The sequence below is a fragment of the Streptomyces sp. MUM 203J genome (assembly GCF_022414595.1).
Classification (GTDB): domain Bacteria; phylum Actinomycetota; class Actinomycetes; order Streptomycetales; family Streptomycetaceae; genus Streptomyces.
On record NZ_JADWYO010000005.1, the window covers coordinates 109828 to 128378 of the forward strand.

Annotated in this window: 13 protein-coding genes and 1 pseudogene; 8 read left to right on the forward strand and 6 right to left on the reverse strand. The window is 72.8% G+C overall.

The window, feature by feature from the left end:
• The first annotated feature begins 4 nt into the window (after window positions 1-4).
• The 7 genes from I3F58_RS05155 to I3F58_RS05185 all read left to right on the forward strand — a co-directional run bounded on the left by I3F58_RS05155 (window position 5) and on the right by I3F58_RS05185 (window position 7766).
• Window positions 5-1189 carry an FAD-binding oxidoreductase gene (locus tag I3F58_RS05155; RefSeq protein WP_240106983.1) on the forward strand — a complete coding sequence of 395 codons (1185 nt, stop codon included), beginning with the start codon at window positions 5-7 and terminating at the stop codon, window positions 1187-1189.
• Between the two features lie 47 nt (window positions 1190-1236).
• Window positions 1237-1557, forward strand: coding sequence for a (2Fe-2S)-binding protein (locus I3F58_RS05160; RefSeq protein WP_240106984.1), 321 nt, complete (start codon window positions 1237-1239; stop codon window positions 1555-1557).
• The gene (locus tag I3F58_RS05165; protein WP_240106985.1) at window positions 1541-3178 is read left to right on the forward strand and encodes an NAD(P)/FAD-dependent oxidoreductase; all 1638 of its coding nucleotides are present in this window, start codon (window positions 1541-1543) and stop codon (window positions 3176-3178) included. Before I3F58_RS05160 ends, I3F58_RS05165 begins: the two co-directional genes overlap by 17 nt.
• Window positions 3175-4107 (forward strand): dihydrodipicolinate synthase family protein, encoded by a 933-nt coding sequence (locus I3F58_RS05170; protein ID WP_240106986.1) that lies wholly within the window; start codon window positions 3175-3177, stop codon window positions 4105-4107. Before I3F58_RS05165 ends, I3F58_RS05170 begins: the two co-directional genes overlap by 4 nt.
• A 64-nt stretch (window positions 4108-4171) precedes the next feature.
• Window positions 4172-5173, forward strand: a complete 1002-nt coding sequence (locus I3F58_RS05175) for a proline racemase family protein (RefSeq protein ID WP_240106987.1) — start codon at window positions 4172-4174, stop codon at window positions 5171-5173.
• 50 nt (window positions 5174-5223) lie between these two features.
• On the forward strand, window positions 5224-5895 hold the full coding sequence (locus I3F58_RS05180) for a GntR family transcriptional regulator (RefSeq protein ID WP_240106988.1): 672 nt from the start codon (window positions 5224-5226) through the stop codon (window positions 5893-5895).
• A gap of 812 nt (window positions 5896-6707) precedes the next feature.
• Window positions 6708-7766, forward strand: a complete 1059-nt coding sequence (locus I3F58_RS05185) for a beta family protein (protein ID WP_240106989.1) — start codon at window positions 6708-6710, stop codon at window positions 7764-7766.
• Between the two features lie 31 nt (window positions 7767-7797).
• Here I3F58_RS05185 and I3F58_RS05190 read toward each other — a convergent pair whose 3' ends face one another.
• From I3F58_RS05190 to I3F58_RS05215, 6 genes and pseudogenes are all read right to left on the reverse strand, one after another.
• The gene (locus I3F58_RS05190; RefSeq protein WP_240106990.1) at window positions 7798-11670 is read right to left on the reverse strand and encodes an AAA domain-containing protein; all 3873 of its coding nucleotides are present in this window, start codon (window positions 11668-11670) and stop codon (window positions 7798-7800) included.
• Complete coding sequence (locus I3F58_RS05195; protein ID WP_240106991.1) at window positions 11667-12110, reverse strand: hypothetical protein; 444 nt, start codon at window positions 12108-12110, stop codon at window positions 11667-11669. The genes I3F58_RS05190 and I3F58_RS05195 overlap by 4 nt, the downstream gene beginning before the upstream one ends.
• 107 nt (window positions 12111-12217) lie before the next feature.
• On the reverse strand, window positions 12218-12457 hold the full coding sequence (locus tag I3F58_RS05200; RefSeq protein ID WP_374207905.1) for a transposase: 240 nt from the start codon (window positions 12455-12457) through the stop codon (window positions 12218-12220).
• Window positions 12458-12652: 195 nt separating this feature from the next.
• Window positions 12653-14182, reverse strand: a complete 1530-nt coding sequence (locus I3F58_RS05205) for a UDP-N-acetylglucosamine 1-carboxyvinyltransferase (RefSeq protein WP_240106992.1) — start codon at window positions 14180-14182, stop codon at window positions 12653-12655.
• A gap of 130 nt (window positions 14183-14312) precedes the next feature.
• Window positions 14313-14693 (reverse strand): annotated as a pseudogene (locus I3F58_RS05210) (TetR/AcrR family transcriptional regulator); the annotation flags it as partial.
• Between the two features lie 111 nt (window positions 14694-14804).
• Complete coding sequence (locus I3F58_RS05215) at window positions 14805-15431, reverse strand: histidine phosphatase family protein (protein ID WP_240106993.1); 627 nt, start codon at window positions 15429-15431, stop codon at window positions 14805-14807.
• A gap of 274 nt (window positions 15432-15705) precedes the next feature.
• Between I3F58_RS05215 and acnA the strand changes: the two genes are divergently transcribed.
• Window positions 15706-18420, forward strand: coding sequence for an aconitate hydratase AcnA (acnA, locus tag I3F58_RS05220; RefSeq protein ID WP_308354951.1), 2715 nt, complete (start codon window positions 15706-15708; stop codon window positions 18418-18420).
• Window positions 18421-18551 lie beyond the last annotated feature (131 nt).

The following is an 18551-nucleotide window of genomic DNA, read 5'->3' on the forward strand; positions in this document are numbered from 1 at the left end:
GCCCATGAGAAACCCCGGACAGTCCGGAACCTCCTTCGACGCCGTGGTCGTCGGCGCGGGAGTCGTCGGAGCGGCCTGTGCCTACTACGCGGTCCGCTCCGGCCTCTCCGTCGCCGTCGTCGACCGCGGACCCGTCGCCGGCGGCACCACCGGAGCCGGCGAAGGGAACCTCCTCGTCTCCGACAAGGAGGCGGGGCCCGAGCTCGACCTCGCGCTGCTGTCCACGGGGCTGTGGCGCGAACTCGCCCAGGCCCTCCCACCGGAGGACGCCATCGAGTACGAGCTCAAGGGCGGTCTCGTCATCGCACCCGACGAGACCGCCCTGACCGCGCTCCGCGCCTTCGCGAAGGCCCAGCGCGAGGCGGGCGTCACCGCGCACGAGGTGCCCGCGGACGGGCTCCACGCGCTGGAGCCCCGGCTGGCGCCCGGCCTCGTCGGCGGCGTCCACTACCCGCAGGACGCACAGGTGCAGCCCGCCCTCGCCGCCGCCGCCCTGCTGCGCGCTGCCCGCCGCGAGGGCGTCGCCGCACTGTGGCCGGGGGAGGAGGTCACCGCTGTCCTCACCGACCGGCACGGTGCCGTCCGGGGCGTCCGCACCCCGCGCGGCGACCTCCTGGCCCCCGCCGTCGTCAACGCCGCGGGCCCCTGGGGCGGCGACCTCGCCGCGCTCGCCGGGGCACACCTGCCGGTCCTGCCCCGCCGCGGCTTCGTCCTCGTCACCGAACCGCTCCCGCCCCGGACGGTCCGCCACAAGGTGTACGCCGCCGACTACATCTCCGACGTGGCCAGTGGCTCCGCGGACCTCCAGTCCTCCCCGGTGGTCGAGGGGACCCCCGCAGGGCCCGTCCTCATCGGCTCCACCCGCGAGCGGGTCGGCTTCGACCGCGGTCTCTCCACCGAGGCCCTGCGCCGCCTCGCGAGCCGTGCCACCGCCCTGTTCCCGTGCCTCGCGGATGTCCACGCCATGCGCGTCTACCACGGCTTCCGCCCGTATCTGCCCGACCACCTCCCGGCCATCGGCCCCGACCCGCGCGTCCCCGGACTCCACCACGCCTGCGGCCACGAGGGCGCCGGCATCGGCCTCGCCCCCGCGACGGGCCTCCTGACCGCCGCCGCCCTCACCGGCGGCACCCCGCCCCTGGACATCACCCCGTTCCGTCCCGACCGCTTCGCGTCAGGCGGCGGGTGAACCCGCCGGTTCGCCGTTCCGCCGCCCCACTTCCAGGAGCCCCGCCCATGAGCCCCGCCCCCGACAGGCCGCTGCGTCTCGTACGTGCCGAGCCGGACGCCCCGTACACCTTCACCTTCGACGGCCGCACCCTCACCGCCCTCCCCGGCCAGACCGTCGCCGCCGCCCTGTGGGCCGCCGGGATCCTGTCCTGGCGCACCACCCGCGACGGTGGGGCACCACGCGGCGCGTTCTGCGGCATCGGCAGCTGCTTCGACTGCCTCACCACCGTCAACGGCCGTCCCAACCAGCGCGCCTGCCTCGTGCCCGTACGCCCCGGGGACACCGTCGTCACCCAGGAGGGCACCGGCTATGACAGCGCCCGCTGACCTCGCCGTGATCGGCGCCGGGCCCGCCGGGCTCGCCGCTGCGGTCACCGCCGCCGACCTCGGGCTGACCGTCACGCTGCTCGACGCGGGGGAGCGGCCGGGCGGCCAGTTCTACCGGCACCCCGGCCCCGGGCTCGGCGCCCGGCGGCCCGAGGCCCTGCACCACGGATGGCGGCACTTCGCCTCGCGGATGCGCAGGCTCGGCACCCACCGGGACGCGGGCCGTATCGTGCACCGGCCGTTCCACCACGTCTGGACGGTCGTACCGGACGACGGCGTTCCGGGCGAGGCGCGGGTCTGGCGGCTGCACGCCGTGGCCGGGCCCGACGAGACGCCCGTCACCGTCCGCGCCCGCGCCGTGCTGCTCGCCACCGGGGCGTACGAGCGGCAACTGCCCTTCCCCGGCTGGACCCTGCCCGGTGTCGTCGGCGCGGGCGGCGCCCAGGCCATGCTCAAGTCCGGGCTGGTCCTGCCCGGCCTCGGGGTGTCCCCCGGACGGGCGGAGCCGAGACCCCGGATCGTCGTCGCGGGCAGCGGGCCGCTGCTGCTGGCCGTCGCCGGTTCGCTCGCCGCCGCCGGGGCCCGGGTACCCGCCGTCGTCGAGGGCGCCGACTACACCGCGTACGCCCGCTTCCTGCGGGTCCTGGCCCGCAACCCCGGCAAGCTCGGGGAGGGCGCCCTCCACGGCGGCGCCCTGCTCCGCCACGCCACCCGGCTGCTCACCCGGCACGCCGTCACCGCCGCGCACGGCACGACCCGAGTGGAGGCGGTCACCGTCAGCCGCCTCGACCGCGACTGGCGCCCCGTCCCCGGCACCGCCCGCCGCGTCCCGTGCGACGCGCTCGCCGTCGGCCACGGCCTGGTCCCGCAGCTCGAACTGGCCACCGGTCTCGGCTGCGCCACCCGCCGTGCCCCCGACGGCACGCCCGCCCTCGCACTCGACGACGACCAGGCCACCTCCGTTCCCGGCATCTGGGCGGCGGGTGAGACCGGCGGCATCGGCGGCGCCGACCTGGCTCTCACCGAGGGCGAGCTGGCCGCGACCGCCATCGCCCGCGCGCTGCGCACCACACCGCGGACCCGGTACGCCCACCCGGCCACCGCTCCCGGGGCCCCGGCCCCGCACGACCCCGCTCCGTCGCACGGCACCCCGCCCGCCCACGACCCGCCCGCCCACGACCCGCCCCCGCACAGCCCGCCCCGGTCCGTCGGGCCGGAGGCCCAGCACGGTGCGCCGGCCGACCCGCGCCGCACCGCGGCCCTGGTCCGCCGCCGCGCCCGCCTGCGGGGCTTCGCGGATGCCATGGCCGCCGCACACCGGCCAGGCCCGGGCTGGGCCGACTGGCTGCGCGGCGACACCGAGGTGTGCCGCTGCGAGGAGGTCACCGCCGACCGTGTCCGCGAGGCCGTAACCGAGCTGGGAGCCCGGGACGCCCGCACCGTCAAGCTGCTCACCCGCGCCGGAATGGGCTGGTGCCAGGGCCGCATGTGCGGCCAGGCCGTCGCCCGTCTCGCGGGAGAGGACCCCGCGCCCGACCGGCGCCCGCTCTCCTGCCCCGTACCCCTCAGCCACCTGGCCGAGCTGCCCGCACCCGAACCGATCGAGGAGCCCGAAGCATGACCGCCGCCCGCACCGCCGCCCAGCCGAACGCCGAGGACACCCGCAAGCGCCCCTGGCACGGCATCATGGTCGCCACCGCCCTGCCGATGCGCGAGGACCTGACCGTCGACTACGACTCCTACGCCGAACACGTCGCCCGCCTCATCGCGGACGGCTGCGACGGCGTCGTCCCCAACGGCTCCCTGGGCGAGTACCAGACGCTCACCGACGACGAGCGCGCCCGGGTCGTCCAGGTCGCCGTCGAAGCGGCCGGCGACGGCGCCCGCGTGATGCCCGGCGTGGCGGCCTACGGCAGCGCCGAGTCCCGCCGCTGGGCCGAGCAGGCCGCCGGACTCGGCTGCGGCTCCGTCCTGCTGCTGCCGCCCAACGCCTACCGCGCCGACGAGGCCGCCGTCCGCGCCCACTACTCCGAGGTCGCCGAGGCGGGCGTCCCCGTCGTGGCGTACAACAACCCGTACGACACCAAGGTCGACCTCACCCCGGAGCTGCTCGCCCGGATCCACGCCGACGGCAGCATCGTCGCCGTCAAGGAGTTCAGCGGCGACGTCCGCCGCGCCTACGAACTGGCCGAGCTGGCACCCGAGCTGGACCTGCTGATCGGCGCCGACGACGTCCTGCTGGAACTCGCCCTCGCCGGGGCGGTCGGCTGGATCGCCGGTTACCCGAACGCCCTGCCCGGCGCCTGCCGCTCCCTCTACCAGGCCGCCGTCGGCCAGGACCTGGATCTCGCGCTGCCGCTCTACCGCGCGCTGCACCCGCTGCTGCGCTGGGACTCGAAGACCGAGTTCGTGCAGGCCATCAAGCTGTCCATGGACATCGCGGGACGCCCCGGCGGCCCCACCCGGCCGCCGCGCGCGCCGCTGACGGAGGAGCAGACCGCCGCCGTCCGCGCCGCCACGGAGAAGGCGCTGGCCGAGGGCATGGACTGACGGCCGGACAGCCGTGAACGACGACACACCCAGGTAAGGACGAGACAGCCGGAGGTTCCCGCCGATGCGTACCAGACATGTCTTCCACGCGGTCGACTCGCACACCGAGGGCATGCCCACCCGTGTCATCACCGGCGGTGTCGGGGTCGTGCCCGGCGCCACCATGGCCGAGCGCCGCCGCCACCTCATGGAGGAGCTCGACCACGTCCGCACCCTGCTGATGTACGAGCCGCGCGGTCACTCCGCGATGAGCGGCGCGATCCTCCAGCCGCCCACCCGGCCGGACGCCGACTACGGAGTCCTGTACATCGAGGTGTCCGGGGCACTCCCCATGTGCGGCCACGGCACCATCGGCGTCGCGACGGTCCTCGTCGAGACGGGCATGGTCCCGGTCACCGAACCGGTCACCACCGTCCGTCTCGACACCCCGGCCGGGCTGGTCGCGGTGGACGTCCAGGTCGAGGACGGCGTCGCGAAGGCCGTCACCCTCACCAACGTCCCCGCGTTCAGCGTGGCCCTGGACCGCAAGGCCGAGGTGCCGGGCCTGGGCACGGTGACCTACGACCTCGCGTACGGCGGCAACTTCTACGCGTTCGTCCGGCTGGACGACCTCGGGCTGCCGTTCGACCGGTCCCGCAAGGACGACCTCCTGGCCGCCGGGCTGGCCGTCATGGACGCCGTCAACGCCACGGACCGACCGGTCCACCCGGAGAACCCGCAGATCAGCGGCCTGAAGCACGTGTACCTCGCTGCTCCCGGCTCGGACGCCTCGCACTCCCGGCACGCGATGGCCATCCACCCGGGCTGGTTCGACCGCTCACCCTGCGGCACGGGCACCTCCGCCCGCATGGCGCAACTGCACGCGCGCGGCGAACTCCCCCTCGGCCGGGACTTCGTGAACGAGTCCTTCATCGGCACGCGCTTCACGGGCCGCCTGGTCGAGGAGACCGAGGTCGGCGGCCTGCCCGCGGTCGTCCCCACGGTCACCGGACGGGCATGGATCACGGGCACGGCCCAGTACTTCCTGGACCCGGACGATCCCTTCCCGGCGGGTTTCCTACTCTGAGGAGCCCGCGACAACGAAATCACGCAGCACCGCAGCCCCGGAGGCAGACCATGGGTGGCCATCTCAAGCAGTCCAACCTCATCACCGCGCAGGAGCGCCTGCGCGACCAGGTCGCCCATGCCCTGCGCGCCGCCCTGATCTCCGGTGAGCTGCAGCCCGGCCGGGTCTACTCGGCCCCGACCCTGGCCGCGGACTTCGGCATCTCCGCCACCCCGGTGCGGGAGGCGATGCTCGACCTGGCCCGCGAGGGCCTCGTCGAGCCGGTACGGAACAAGGGCTTCCGGGTCACCGAGGTCAGCGAACGGGACCTCGACCAGTACACGGAACTCCGCGCCCTGATCGAGGTCCCGACGGTCGGCGCGGTCACCCGCACGGCGGCCCGGGAGTCCCTGGAGGCCCTGCGCCCGGTGGCCGAGGAGATCGTCACCTCCGCCCGCGACCACGACCTCATCGGCTACCTGGACGCCGACCGCCGCTTCCACCTGTCCCTGCTGGCCCTGCACGGCAACGAGCGGCTGGTCGAGACGGTGGGCGACCTGCGCAAGCGCTCACGCCTGTACGGCCTCACGACGCTGGACCAGGCGGGCCGGCTGGTCGCCTCCGCCGAGGAGCACCTGGAACTGCTGGACCTGATGCTGGCGGGCGACGCCCCGGCCGCCCAGGCCTGCATGGCGCGCCACCTCGGCCACGTCCGCTCCCTGTGGGCGGCCGACGAGAACTGAGCCGGTTCCGGGGCCCCGTGGCCTCGACCTCGTCCTGTCAGGCCGTCAGGCGCCCGCGCTGCCCGGCGGTCGCGGCTCCCCAGAGGCAGGACGTGGACCAAGGCCAGGGTTTCGCCGTGGTCGCACGACCGCGCGTCGAAGTCCCGGCGCGGGGGCTTGAGCGAACCGCTCGCGCCGGTACCTCGTGTACCGCTCCCGTCACCCCTCTGGCAGCCGTGGGCGGGAGACAGCCGTCTCGTACCGGCCGGGCTGTCCTCCGAGGCGAAGCCAGACCAGACTCCTTCGATACCGATCGACATCCGCGAAACCGGCGTCGCCCCGACGGAAGGCCAACACGTCGTATCCGCCCCGGGCGGAGAGCGCCGTCTCGGGCCTCGTCGCCCAGGAACTTCAGGGCGGGCAGGACGTTCGGCCTGCCCGCCGCGTTCGGGCTGACCAGGACCGTCAGAGGCCCAGTGGCAGCTTCATGTCCGTCAGGGTGCGGAAGTCCGGACCGTCAGTCCGAGGATCCGGTGGTTCAAGCGTGCGCCGAATCGTGGAGCAACCGGGCGCAGCACGGCCGAGGTCGACAAGCGAGGCCACGGCAGTCGCACGGTCAGGTACGCGCAGACGTCGTGGGGTTCTGCTGCCGAGCTTCACGATCAGTACCTCGCTGGTCACAGCGCTACCGGGTTCTTGCAGGTTCTGGCCAGGAAGGCCGAAAAGGCGCCATTCCATGCGGAGGTGAGGCAGCGGACCCTGAAAGGAGCCAGGAAAGGACGAGGGAAAGGCGCGCGAGACGAGGACACCGGCCGAGCCGAGGGGGAGCCGCCATGTCCGGACCGCTGTATGTTCCCGTCCTGCCGGCGAGGCCGCACGCCCACAAGGCCTACCGGCAGCTGATCCCATCCGTGCAGCGTGCCGTCGTGCCGCTGTGGAACCTGCCTTCCCGTGCGGGCCTGCCCCCGGATGTCCTTGCCGCCGACGTACGGCAGGACGTGCTCGACGTCAGCAGGGTCCACCGGCACCATCCGGCCTGGGTGGACGCCCCGTGCGCTGACGAGGACCAACTGGCGTCCCTGGCACGGGTACTGTCCGCGCTTGCCGAGGTGAGTCCGTTGCGCCCCGTGACCGGCCCCGAGCGCCCACGGCAGCATCAGGCCGCCACGCTGGAGAGCGCCCGGTGCACGGGCAGCGGGCTCGCGATACGGGTCATGATGCCCGCCGACTGGGACGACGCCGTCGGCCACGGCGTCCGGGACCTGCTCGCCCGCGTCGATCCTGCCGTTGAGGCGGATCTGCTGCTCGACCTGGGCGCCGTCCGTGCCGACCGCACCGACACGGCGAAGGAGGCGCTGCGGGCACTCGACGTCCTGATGCCGCTGACACCCTGGCGGACGGCGGCGGTCCTGGGCGGCGGCTTCCCCGACGTCACCGCGGAACTCGTCGCATACGGGACGGCGGAAGAGCCCCGCGCGGACTGGCACGTCTGGCGCGAACTGCGCCGCAGCGCCCGCGGCTACCTCGACCACCTGGTGTACGGGGACTACGGCGCCGACTCCGCTCGCGGCATCACCCGCGGACCCTCGTCCGGCGACGGCGGGCCACCCTGGGGCGTGCTCCGCTACACCACCGGCGAGTCGTTCGTCCTCGTGAAGGTGCCGACCCGCGGCGAGGACCGGGCCGCGGCGGTCCGGGCCGGGGCCAGGGAGATCGTCGCACTGCCGGAGTTCCGGGGTGTGACGGCCAGTGCCGCCGAGACCTGGTTGCGCGACTGCGCGCGGGGCCAGGGCCCGAAAGGCACCGGGACCGCGGCGACCTGGCTGCAGACGGGCAACGTCCAGCACCTGACGTACGCCGTCCGGAGCCTGACTCCCCGGACCGGGCCCTGACACCCCGGGACCCGGGACACCGGACACGGACTCAGGCGAAGAGCGGCTCCAGCGCCGCCTCACCGGCCAGGATCCGCCAGGCTGGCACCCGGACCGCCCGGGCCACCGGTCCGGGCTTCGCTCCGGCGCCGCCGGACGGCAGACCGGGCAGCAGGTCACCACGGGCGTGCGTCAGCCGCAGATGACGGGCCGGATCCCGGTCGTGCTCTGCGCCGGTGTCGATGAACACCGCGGTGTTCGCCCCGTCCACGGTGAACAGCAGGTCCACGGTGTGCCCGCCGACCACGGCCTCGCGCTCCAGGTCGGTGACACCGCGGCGGCCGAGGTACTCCTGGAGCCGGTCCGCGAGCTCCGCGCGCACCCCGGTCCGCGGCTGCGCCGTCACAGCCCCGCCCGCACCCGCTGAGGAGTCCGCGCCCAGCACCTCGGACCGGTCCGCGAGGAGCGCCGGCAGACCGTCCTGCCCCTGCCAGAAACCCTGGCTGCCCACTGTGATCAGCTGCGACTTCGCCCGGGTGACGGCCACGTTCCACAGGTTGACCTGACTGGCCACCCAGTGCGTCGTCCGGGGCGGGGTGTTGCCGGTGGCCACCGGGCTGAGGACCATGACGTCCCGCTGACCGCCCTGGAAGGCGTGCACGGTACCGACTCTCACCCGGTCGTCGTCCGCCCACACGCGCGCCAGCGCCTCCTTCTGGGCGCGGAACGGGGTCACCACCCCGACCGTCGCCTCCTCGGGAAGCCGCGCCAGCAGCTGGTCGACCGTCTCCCGGACCTGCGCGGCCTCCGCCGCGTTCCGCCAGGACCGGTCGCCCGCGCCCCGCGCGGACTCGCCGTGCGGCACGTCCACCCAGCCCAGCACGGGAGCAGGGTCGGCCGACCCCGCCGGGTCGAGCGCCGGGACCTGCCGTCGCACATCGGTGAGGACCTGCAACTGGCCCGCGTAGCAGTAGCCGTTCACGACGTCCGCGATCGCCGGATGGCACCGGTAGTGCTCGTCGAGGAGCAGCGCCGCCTCCCCGTGCTGCGCGGCCGCGTGGTACGACGCGTACACGTGGTACCCGAGCCGGTGGTCCTCCAACTGCGCCGCACTCAGCCCCGCCCGCACCCGGGCCTGCCGCTCCTGCTGCGCCGTGATCCCGGGAATGTGCCCGAGCTGCATGGGGTCACCGATGATCAGTGCCCGCTTCGCCCGGAACAGCAGCGGCAGCACCGAGGGGATGGAGCACTGGCTCGCCTCGTCGATGACGACGAGGTCGAAGAGCTGCGGGGTGAGTTCGAGCTGGCGCACCGAGTGCGTACTGATCGCCCAGCCCTTCAGATGCGCCATCAGGTTCCGCTGGCTCTTCTGGAAGCCGGACCGCCGGCGCAGCGCCTGGAGCCGCTGGCCCATCAGGGAGCGCCCCCGCGCCATGGCCTCGGCGGCCACCGCCCGCGCCAGTTCGGCCGAGGTCTCCGACAGCCCGGCACCGCTCTCCAGCCTCGCCTGCTTCAGCGCCTCCTCGTCCCGGTCGAGGAGCTGCGGTACGAGCTCCCGGATCGACCCTTCCACGGCCGAGAGCTCCGCCAGGTCGAGCAGGAGCCCAGCCGGTACGGGCCGCTCCGCCGCCCAGGCCGGCCACGGGCTCGCCGGGACTTCTCCGGCCGAGGCGGCGAACGCGGCCAGTGCCCGCGCCCTGCGCCATCGGCCGAGGGCGAACCAGCCTGCGGCGGCGGCCTTCCGCGCCCGCTGCTCCCAGCGGGCCAGTGCGGCGACCCCGTCCTCGGCCCACGCCCCTTCCACCAGCTCCACCGGCAGCCCGAGCTCGTCCGCCCGGCAGTCCCGCTCCCGCAGCAGCTCAAGCAGCCGCGCCTCCTCGCCGATCAGCCGCGCCGCCTCCGCCCGCAGCGCGGCGGCCCGGCCGTGCCGGTTCCGCAGCTCGCCCGCGACCGTCGCCGCACCCCTCGCGGGGGCCTCGACCGGCTCGGCGAGCAACCGCTCCAGCTTCGCGGCCTCGCGCTCCAGCGCCTCCGCGTTCCCCGTCCGCATGAGCAGCCCGGGGGAGATCGCGTCGCAGCGCTCGGCCACCACGTTCACGGCCTCGTTGTTCGTGGAGGCGACCAGCACGGACTGGCCGGCCGCGACCGCGGTGGCCACCACGGCCGTCACGACCTCGCTCTTCCCGGTGCCGGGCGGCCCCGTGGAGACCGTGAGCGGCCGGGTCATCGCCGATGCGACCACCCGCTCCTGGCTCTCGTTGCACGGTCCCGGCGACACGACGACCGGGGCCTCGCCCCTGCCGCCGCTCTCGCCGTCACCGCCGCCCGTCAGGAGCGCGTCCAGCGCGGTGCCGGAGATCTGCCCGGTGCGCGTGGAGATCTGGAGCAGGTTGTCCACGAGCGCCTCGGTCGCGAGCCGCTCCACCCCGGAGGGCGCGAGGAGGACGGCGGCGTTGTGGGCGCCGGGCCGCAGGGAGTCCATGACGGACCGCTCGCTGAGCGCGGACAGGTCGAGCGGCTCCAGCTCCGGGATCCCGAGCCGCGTCAGGAGTTCCCGCACCGCCTTGACCATCTGCGCGCCGTTGCCCTCCTGCCAGCTCGGCTGCCAGTCGGCCAGGAGTTCGGCGGCGGCGTCGTCCGCCAGCAGCTCCGTCACGACCCCGGTGTGCAGCGACGGCACCCCGCTCGGCCGCAGCCGGTCACGGCCGTCCTCGTCGGGGGCCAGCTCCATCGGCTGGATCAGCAGAGGCGCGATCCGCACCGCGGCCCGCCCCCGGCCGACTTGGCCGCGTTCGGGCAGGGTGACGGCCGGATAGCCGTACCAGTACTCCTGCAGCGCGGACGCGTCGACCTTGGCGCCGCTGCTCTTCGGCCTGGGGAGTTGGGCGGGGGCGGGAAGGCCGGACCCGAGGCCGGACTGGATCGCTTCCGACCCCTGCCCGAGCAGGAAGTACGCCGAGCCACGGCCGCTGTCCCGGTGGGGCAGCATCCCCGCCGCCGCCTGCGCGCCCAGACAGTGCGCGTAGTAGCGCAGGAGCCGCTGCGGGTCGACGCCGTCCTGCGCGTCCTGTCCGGCGAGCAGCCGCGCCTTTCGCAACGCCGGGGAGACCAGGGCGGGCCCGGCGGCGTCGGCCGGCGGGGCGGGCAGCTGGACGGACCGGGCCACCGAGCGGGCCAGGGGGAGGGAGTGCGTCGCGCGGATGGTGGACTTGGTGGGTCGCTGCTCCTCCGGTACGCCGTTGCGCACCATCTGCGCGGTCAGGTACTCGAAGAGGTCGTCGGGGGTGATCCAGCCGCTGTCCTTGATCCGCCCGCTGCGCAGCCCCTCGACGATCTCGCCGGTGAACCGGGAGGTGCCGAGCGAGGACCCTGCGGGCGCCATCGCCGAGGCGGCCTGGAGGGCGTCCGAGGCGGTGATGAAGTACACGCCGGTCGGCCGGAGCAGCGTGCTCGGCGCGGGCCGTTGCCCCTCGTCCGCCGCGCCCTTGGCGGTCCAGCCCTGGACGACGGAGCCGCTGGAGCAGCAGTCCAGGAGTACGACCTTCGAGGAGGCCCGGCAGGACTGGAGCATCCGCTCCAGGAACTCAGCGGGCACGGCGGTGCCCGGGAGGTCGTCCGGGTCGGCGTCCCGGGTGAGGAAGTACAGCTGCCCGTCGGCCTCGCAGTACTCCCCGTGCCCGCTGAAGTAGAGCAGGGCGGTCTCACTGGACTGCCGCTCCTCCAGGAACTCCTCGATGGCGTGCAGCATCTCGGCGCGCGTCGGCTCGGCGACCATCGCGCACTCGTTGTACATGCCGATCTCGGTGCTCTCCAGCACCGCCTGCATGTAGTGCAGGTCCGCCCGGACCGGCGGCAGATTGTGGTAGCGGTCGCTGTCGTACGTGGATACGCCGATGAGCATGGCGTACCGGTCGTTGTCGCTCACGCGGCGCCCGGCCCGTCCTTGTCGCCACTGGTGCCGGTCCTGGTGCCGTCGTCGTCCGCCGGGCCCTGGGTCTCCTTGAGGAAGTGCTCGATCCGCGCGTCGTCCGCCCGGGCCTGCTTACCGGAGATGGTGAGCGTCGCGCCGTCGGGCCGGGTGACGACCACGGTCCGCTGCGGGACCCGGGAAAGCCAGATCTGAATCCCGGCGGCGGCCAGCGAGCCACCGCTGAACACAAGCCCGATGAGGTCGGCGACCGGACCGCCCTTATCGGTGTCGCCGGCACTCTCCTGTGGGCCGCCCGGGACGTCGAGGACGGCCTGCGGGTCGGTCTCGGACAGGGCGGCGAGCAGTTCGCGGGCTTCGCGCCGGGCGCGCAGCGGGTCCTCGTCGACGATGGCGATGCGGTAGCCGGCGGCCGGGTCGATGTGGGTGGTGCTCACGTTCGGTGTCCCCCTTGGTTCCCCGTGCGATGTACACGGACACACGGACCGACGAGGCTAGCGGCAGGGGCCGACAGCCGGACCGCTCCTAGCCGGAAATCTGCCAGTCATTGGCGTGAAACACTCAGCTCCGCCCAGACGGTCTTCCCAGGTGCGCCGACGCGCGGCGCGACTGCCCACCGACTCGCCAACCGCACAAGGGCGATCGCGTCCACGATCCGCCGCCGCGGATGCTTCTCCCGCCGCCCGCCCTTCGGCCCCACCTGTGGTGGCGGCTGCGACGGCTCCACCATCGCCCACTGCTCGTCCGTCAGGTCCGACGGATACCCGCCCCCAAGACCACTCACACAGTGAGCTCTTTCAGAGTGGCCACTGATCGGGTGGCCCGGGCCGAGTCAGGACGAGGACCGCAACGCACAGGGCTCCGGCGCCGTTGAGGGAGGTGTTCGAAGTCTCAACCCATCGGCGCAGAAGCCCTGTTGGTTGCCCATCCTGCCGCACTCGACTTGCCTCATGCTCTGGGGTGCGGCGGCATTCGCATATCAGATGTCCCGGAAGGTCTCGATCTGCGCGCCCACCGAGTTGAGGCGCTCCGCGAGGTCCTCGTAGCCGCGGTTGATGACGTAGACGTTGCGCAGGACCGAGGTGCCCTCCGCGGCCATCATGGCGAGGAGGACGACCACCGCGGGACGGAGGGCGGGCGGGCACATCATCTCGGCCGCGCGCCAGCGGGTCGGGCCTTCGACCAGGACGCGATGCGGGTCCAGGAGCTGGAGGCGGCCTCCCAGGCGGTTCAGGTCCGTGAGGTAGATGGCCCGGTTGTCGTAGACCCAGTCGTGGATGAGGGTCTGGCCCTGTGCTGCGGCGGCGATGGCGGCGAAGAACGGGACGTTGTCGATGTTCAGGCCGGGGAACGGCATGGGGTGGATCTTGTCGATCGGCGCCTCCAGCTTGGAGGGGCGCACGGTCAGGTCCGTCAGCCGGGTGCGGCCGTTGTCCGCGACGTACTCGGGGGAGCGGTCGTGGTCGAGGCCCATCTCCTCCAGCACCGCGAGCTCGATCTCCAGGAACTCGATCGGCACCCGGCGGATCGTCAGCTCCGACTCGGTCACGACGGCGGCGGCCAGCAGGCTCATCGCCTCCACGGGGTCCTCGGAGGGGGAGTAGTCGACGTCCACGTCGATGTGCGGGACGCCGTGGACGGTGAGCGTCGTGGTGCCGATCCCGTCCACCTGGACGCCCAGGGCCTCCAGGAAGAAGCACAGGTCCTGGACCATGTAGTTGGAGGAGGCGTTGCGGATGACGGTCACGCCCTCGTGGCGGGCGGCGGCCAGCAGCGCGTTCTCGGTCACCGTGTCGCCGCGCTCGGTCAGCACGATGGGGCGGCCGGGCGTCACGTCCGGGTCCACCTCGGCGTGGTAGAGCCCCTCCGTGGCGGTGATGTCGAGGCCGAACCTGCGCAGGGCGATCATGTGCGGCTCGACCGTGCGCGTGCCGAGGTCGCAGCCGCCCGCGTACGGGAGCTTGAAGGACCGCATGCGGTGCAGCAGCGGGCCGAGGAACATGATGATCGAGCGGGTGCGGCGGGCCGCGTCCGCGTCGATGGCCTCCATGGTGAGTTCGGCGGGCGGCACGATCTCCAGGTCGGTGCCGTCGTTGATCCACCGGGTGCGGACGCCGATGGAGTTCAGCACCTCCAGCAGCCGGTAGACCTCCTCGATCCGGGCGACCCGGCGCAGGACCGTGCGGCCCTTGTTGAGCAGCGACGCGCACAGCAGCGCCACACACGCGTTCTTGCTCGTCTTGACGTCGATGGCGCCGGAGAGGCGGCGCCCGCCGACCACGCGGAGGTGCATGGGGCCGGCGTAGCCGAGCGAGACGATCTCGCTGTCGAGCGCCTCACCGATGCGGGCGATCATCTCAAGGCTGATGTTCTGGTTCCCGCGCTCAATACGGTTGACGGCGCTTTGGCTGGTGGCCAGCGCCTCGGCGAGCTGCGCCTGCGTCCAGCCACGGTGCTGCCGGGCGTCACGGATGAGCCTGCCGATGCGTACGAGGTAGTCGTCTGCCATGAGTCGCAGGCTATCTCAGATATGAGATGCCGCTCGCCCTGGGGTGGGCCGATCGGGTGATGTCCCGTCGCCCTTACGCCAGTTGCGGACGCCGGTCCTGGCCTCCTGGCCGACAAACAGTCAGCTTCTGTCATTCATACCCTGGATAGGCCGTCTCTAGCGCATTTCTCACGAAATGGTCCAGATCGTTCAAACCGGATGCGGCCCCCGTGTCCCGGCCCCGCGCCAGCAGGTGCGGAATCGCCCCGTGCAGTGCGAGCGTCACCAGCGCGGCCCGCTCCCGGGTCGCCGGCAGCCCCGCTGCCCGCTGCATCGCCTCGAACCCCGCGAAGTCCGCGGCGGCGACGGGGTCCAGGACCTCCGCCAGCCAGGGGCGTCGCGCCGCTTCTGCCTGGAGTTCCAGATATGCCAGCATCCTGACCCGTCCGGGCCCGGCGGAGACGTCCTCCAGCAGGTTCCGCAGCACGGCGACCAGTCCTTCCCGGTCCGTGGGCCCCCCGCGTGCGGCGAGGGCCGCCCTCGCCTCCCGCACCCTCCACCGCCTCGTGACCACCCGCCACCGCCGCCTCCGCGACGGCCTGCTGCGCCTGCTCCCGTCCTGACGGGCCACCGGGGGCGCGCCTCACACGTGGAGCTCCGGCGGGAAGCCGGTCCAGCGGAGCTCGGGCGGGAGGTGGCCCGTGTCGTTGTAGAGGAGGACCGACGCGGGGCGGCCGGGTGCGTAGCGGATGACGGTCAGCGCCGCGTTGGCGTGGTTGAGGCCGATCCAGCGCCAGTCCGGAGCGTCGAGGGCGTCGCGTACCAGCCAGGCGAGGAGGAAGTTGTGGGTGACGACCAGTTCGTGGCGGGGCTCGTCACCGGCGACCGGGCCGGTGAAGCGGGCGAGGGCCTCGCCGGCGAGCCGGGGGCCGGGTTCGCGCTCCTCGGGCGGGAACGCCATCAGGCGTTCGAGCGTGGCATCAGCCGTCTCGGGGGGAAGCTCCGCCCGGCCGGGGATGTAGGGGAGGTAGTCGCCCGCGGGTTCGGACGCGTGGACGGCGACCTCCTTGAGCCGGTCCGCGACGATCCGGGCGGTCTGCGCCGCGCGGGGGAGCGGGCCGTGATGGACCGCGGACAGGGGGGCGTCGCGGAGCCGTTCACCGAGGAGGACGGCCTGGCGGCGGCCGTTCACCGAGAGTTCGCGCTCGTCCTCCGTCGCCTGACCGTGCCGGGTGAGGTAGAGGTAGCGTGCGGCCGTACTGCCTGACATGGGAGCCCTTCGACGTGATGCGGGATCGTGTCGACGGTGACGCCGCCCGGGGCGGCCCGGTTCCTGAGAACACGGCGCGGGATCGGCGGGGCCGCGCATGACCGATGCGCGCTGATGTACTACTGTTATCTCGACATCGAGATATCTGCTGACGACGCACCGCGGCCGCCCGCGCCGGTAAGGGAAACCTAACTAAGCCTTACCTTAGCGGATCGGTGACAAGCCTGTGGCGGCAGGATGCGGTTGAACGCGCACATTGATGAAGGAGACTGTCGTGTCGGCGAACAGCTTCGACGCCCGCAGCACGCTGCGCGTGGGCGACGAGTCGTACGAGATCTTCCGGCTGGACAAGGTTGAGGGCTCGGCCCGCCTGCCGTACAGCCTCAAGGTCCTGCTGGAGAACCTGCTCCGCACCGAGGACGGCGCGAACATCACCGCCGACCACATCCGGGCGCTCGGCACCTGGGACTCCCAGGCGCAGCCGAGCCAGGAGATCCAGTTCACGCCGGCCCGCGTGATCATGCAGGACTTCACCGGTGTGCCGTGCGTCGTGGACCTCGCCACCATGCGCGAGGCCGTCAAGGAGCTCGGCGGCGACCCGTCGAAGATCAACCCGCTCGCTCCGGCCGAGCTGGTCATCGACCACTCCGTCATCGCGGACAAGTTCGGCACCAAGGACGCCTTCGGGCAGAACGTCGAGCTGGAGTACGGCCGCAACAAGGAGCGTTACCAGTTCCTGCGCTGGGGCCAGACCGCGTTCGACGAGTTCAAGGTCGTCCCGCCCGGCACCGGCATCGTCCACCAGGTGAACATCGAGCACCTGGCCCGCACCGTCATGGTCCGCAACGGCCAGGCGTACCCCGACACCCTGGTCGGCACCGACTCGCACACCACCATGGTCAACGGCCTCGGCGTCCTCGGCTGGGGCGTCGGCGGCATCGAGGCCGAGGCGGCCATGCTCGGCCAGCCGGTCTCCATGCTGATCCCGCGCGTCGTCGGCTTCAAGCTGACCGGCGAGCTGCCCACCGGCACCACCGCCACCGACCTGGTGCTCACCATCACCGAGATGCTGCGCAAGCACGGCGTCGTCGGCAAGTTCGTCGAGTTCTACGGCGAGGGCGTCGCCGCCACCTCGCTCGCCAACCGCGCCACCATCGGCAACATGTCGCCGGAGTTCGGCTCCACCGCCGCGATCTTCCCGATCGACGACGAGACCCTGAACTACCTCAGGCTCACCGGCCGCTCCGAGCAGCAGGTCGCGCTCGTCGAGGCGTACGCCAAGGAGCAGGGCCTCTGGCTCGACCCGGCCGCCGAGCCGGACTTCTCCGAGAAGCTGGAGCTGGACCTGTCGACGGTCGTCCCGTCGATCGCCGGTCCGAAGCGCCCGCAGGACCGCATCATCCTGGCCGACGCCAAGTCCCAGTTCGAGCGTGACGTCCTCAACTACGTCTCCGACGCGGACGAGGCGGGCAAGGAGTCCTTCCCGGCCTCCGACGCCCCGGCGGAGCACAACGGCGTCCCGACCCGCCCCACCACCGTCACCGCCCCCGACGGCTCGACCTACGAGATCGACCACGGTGCGGTCACGGTCGCGGCCATCACCTCCTGCACCAACACCTCGAACCCGTACGTGATGGTCGCCGCCGCGCTCGTCGCGAAGAAGGCCGTCGAGAAGGGCCTGACCCGCAAGCCGTGGGTCAAGACCACCCTCGCCCCGGGTTCGAAGGTCGTGACGGACTACTTCGACAAGTCCGGCCTCACCCCGTACCTCGACAAGGTCGGCTTCAACCTCGTCGGCTACGGCTGCACCACCTGCATCGGCAACTCCGGCCCGCTGCCGGAGGAGGTCTCCAAGGCCGTCAACGAGCACGACCTGGCCGTCACCTCGGTGCTGTCCGGCAACCGCAACTTCGAGGGCCGGATCAACCCGGACGTCAAGATGAACTACCTGGCGTCCCCGCCGCTGGTCGTCGCGTACGCCATCGCCGGGTCCATGAAGGTGGACGTCACCAGGGACGCCCTGGGCACCGACCAGGACGGCAACCCGGTCTACCTGAAGGACATCTGGCCGACCGAGGCCGAGGTCAACGACGTCGTCGCCAACGCCATCGGCGAGGACATGTTCTCCAAGTCCTACCAGGACGTCTTCGCGGGCGACGCCCAGTGGCAGGCCCTGCCGATCCCGACCGGCAACACCTTCGAGTGGGACGCCGAGTCCACCTACGTCCGCAAGCCCCCGTACTTCGAGGGCATGACCATGGACCCGGCCCCGGTCGAGGACATCGCCGGTGCCCGCGTCCTGGCCAAGCTGGGCGACTCGGTCACCACCGACCACATCTCGCCCGCCGGTGCCATCAAGGCCGACACCCCGGCCGGCCAGTACCTCACGGAGCACGGCGTCGAGCGCCGCGACTTCAACAGCTACGGCTCCCGCCGCGGCAACCACGAGGTCATGATCCGCGGTACGTTCGCCAACATCCGCCTGCGCAACCAGATCGCGCCGGGCACCGAGGGCGGCTACACCCGCGACTTCACCCAGGACGCGGCGCCGGTCTCCTTCATCTACGACGCCTCCCAGAACTACCAGTCCGCGGGCATCCCGCTGGTCGTCCTGGCCGGCAAGGAGTACGGCTCCGGCTCGTCCCGCGACTGGGCGGCCAAGGGCACCGCGCTGCTCGGCGTCAAGGCCGTCATCGCCGAGTCGTACGAGCGCATCCACCGCTCGAACCTCATCGGCATGGGCGTCCTGCCGCTCCAGTTCCCGGAGGGTCAGTCCGCCGAGTCGCTCGGCCTGACCGGCGAGGAGACCTTCTCCATCGCGGGCGTCACCGAGCTGAACGAGGGCACCACGCCGCGCACGGTGAAGGTCACCACCGACTCGGGCGTCGCGTTCGACGCGGTCGTCCGCATCGACACCCCCGGTGAGGCCGACTACTACCGCAACGGCGGCATCATGCAGTACGTGCTGCGCAACCTGATCCGCGGCTGACGCCGTAGGGCCTGGTGAGGGCCGTGTCCGCCCGCCCGCGGTACGGCCCTCACCCGACGCCATGCGGCCTCAGGTCCACCGTCCCGCACCTGTGCGCGAGGAGGGCCGGCCGGGAGAGGCCGGTGCGGCAG

Bases quoted from the DNA above. Each gene is read 5' to 3' on its own strand.
- I3F58_RS05155 (WP_240106983.1), top strand. From the start codon at position 5: ATGAGAAACCCCGGACAGTCCGGAACCTCCTTCGACGCCGTGGTCGTC.
- I3F58_RS05160 (WP_240106984.1), top strand. From the start codon at position 1,237: ATGAGCCCCGCCCCCGACAGGCCGCTGCGTCTCGTACGTGCCGAGCCG.
- I3F58_RS05165 (WP_240106985.1), top strand. From the start codon at position 1,541: ATGACAGCGCCCGCTGACCTCGCCGTGATCGGCGCCGGGCCCGCCGGG.
- I3F58_RS05170 (WP_240106986.1), top strand. From the start codon at position 3,175: ATGACCGCCGCCCGCACCGCCGCCCAGCCGAACGCCGAGGACACCCGC.
- I3F58_RS05175 (WP_240106987.1), top strand. From the start codon at position 4,172: ATGCGTACCAGACATGTCTTCCACGCGGTCGACTCGCACACCGAGGGC.
- I3F58_RS05180 (WP_240106988.1), top strand. From the start codon at position 5,224: ATGGGTGGCCATCTCAAGCAGTCCAACCTCATCACCGCGCAGGAGCGC.
- I3F58_RS05185 (WP_240106989.1), top strand. From the start codon at position 6,708: ATGTCCGGACCGCTGTATGTTCCCGTCCTGCCGGCGAGGCCGCACGCC.
- I3F58_RS05205 (WP_240106992.1), bottom strand. From the start codon at position 14,182: ATGGCAGACGACTACCTCGTACGCATCGGCAGGCTCATCCGTGACGCC.
- I3F58_RS05215 (WP_240106993.1), bottom strand. From the start codon at position 15,431: ATGTCAGGCAGTACGGCCGCACGCTACCTCTACCTCACCCGGCACGGT.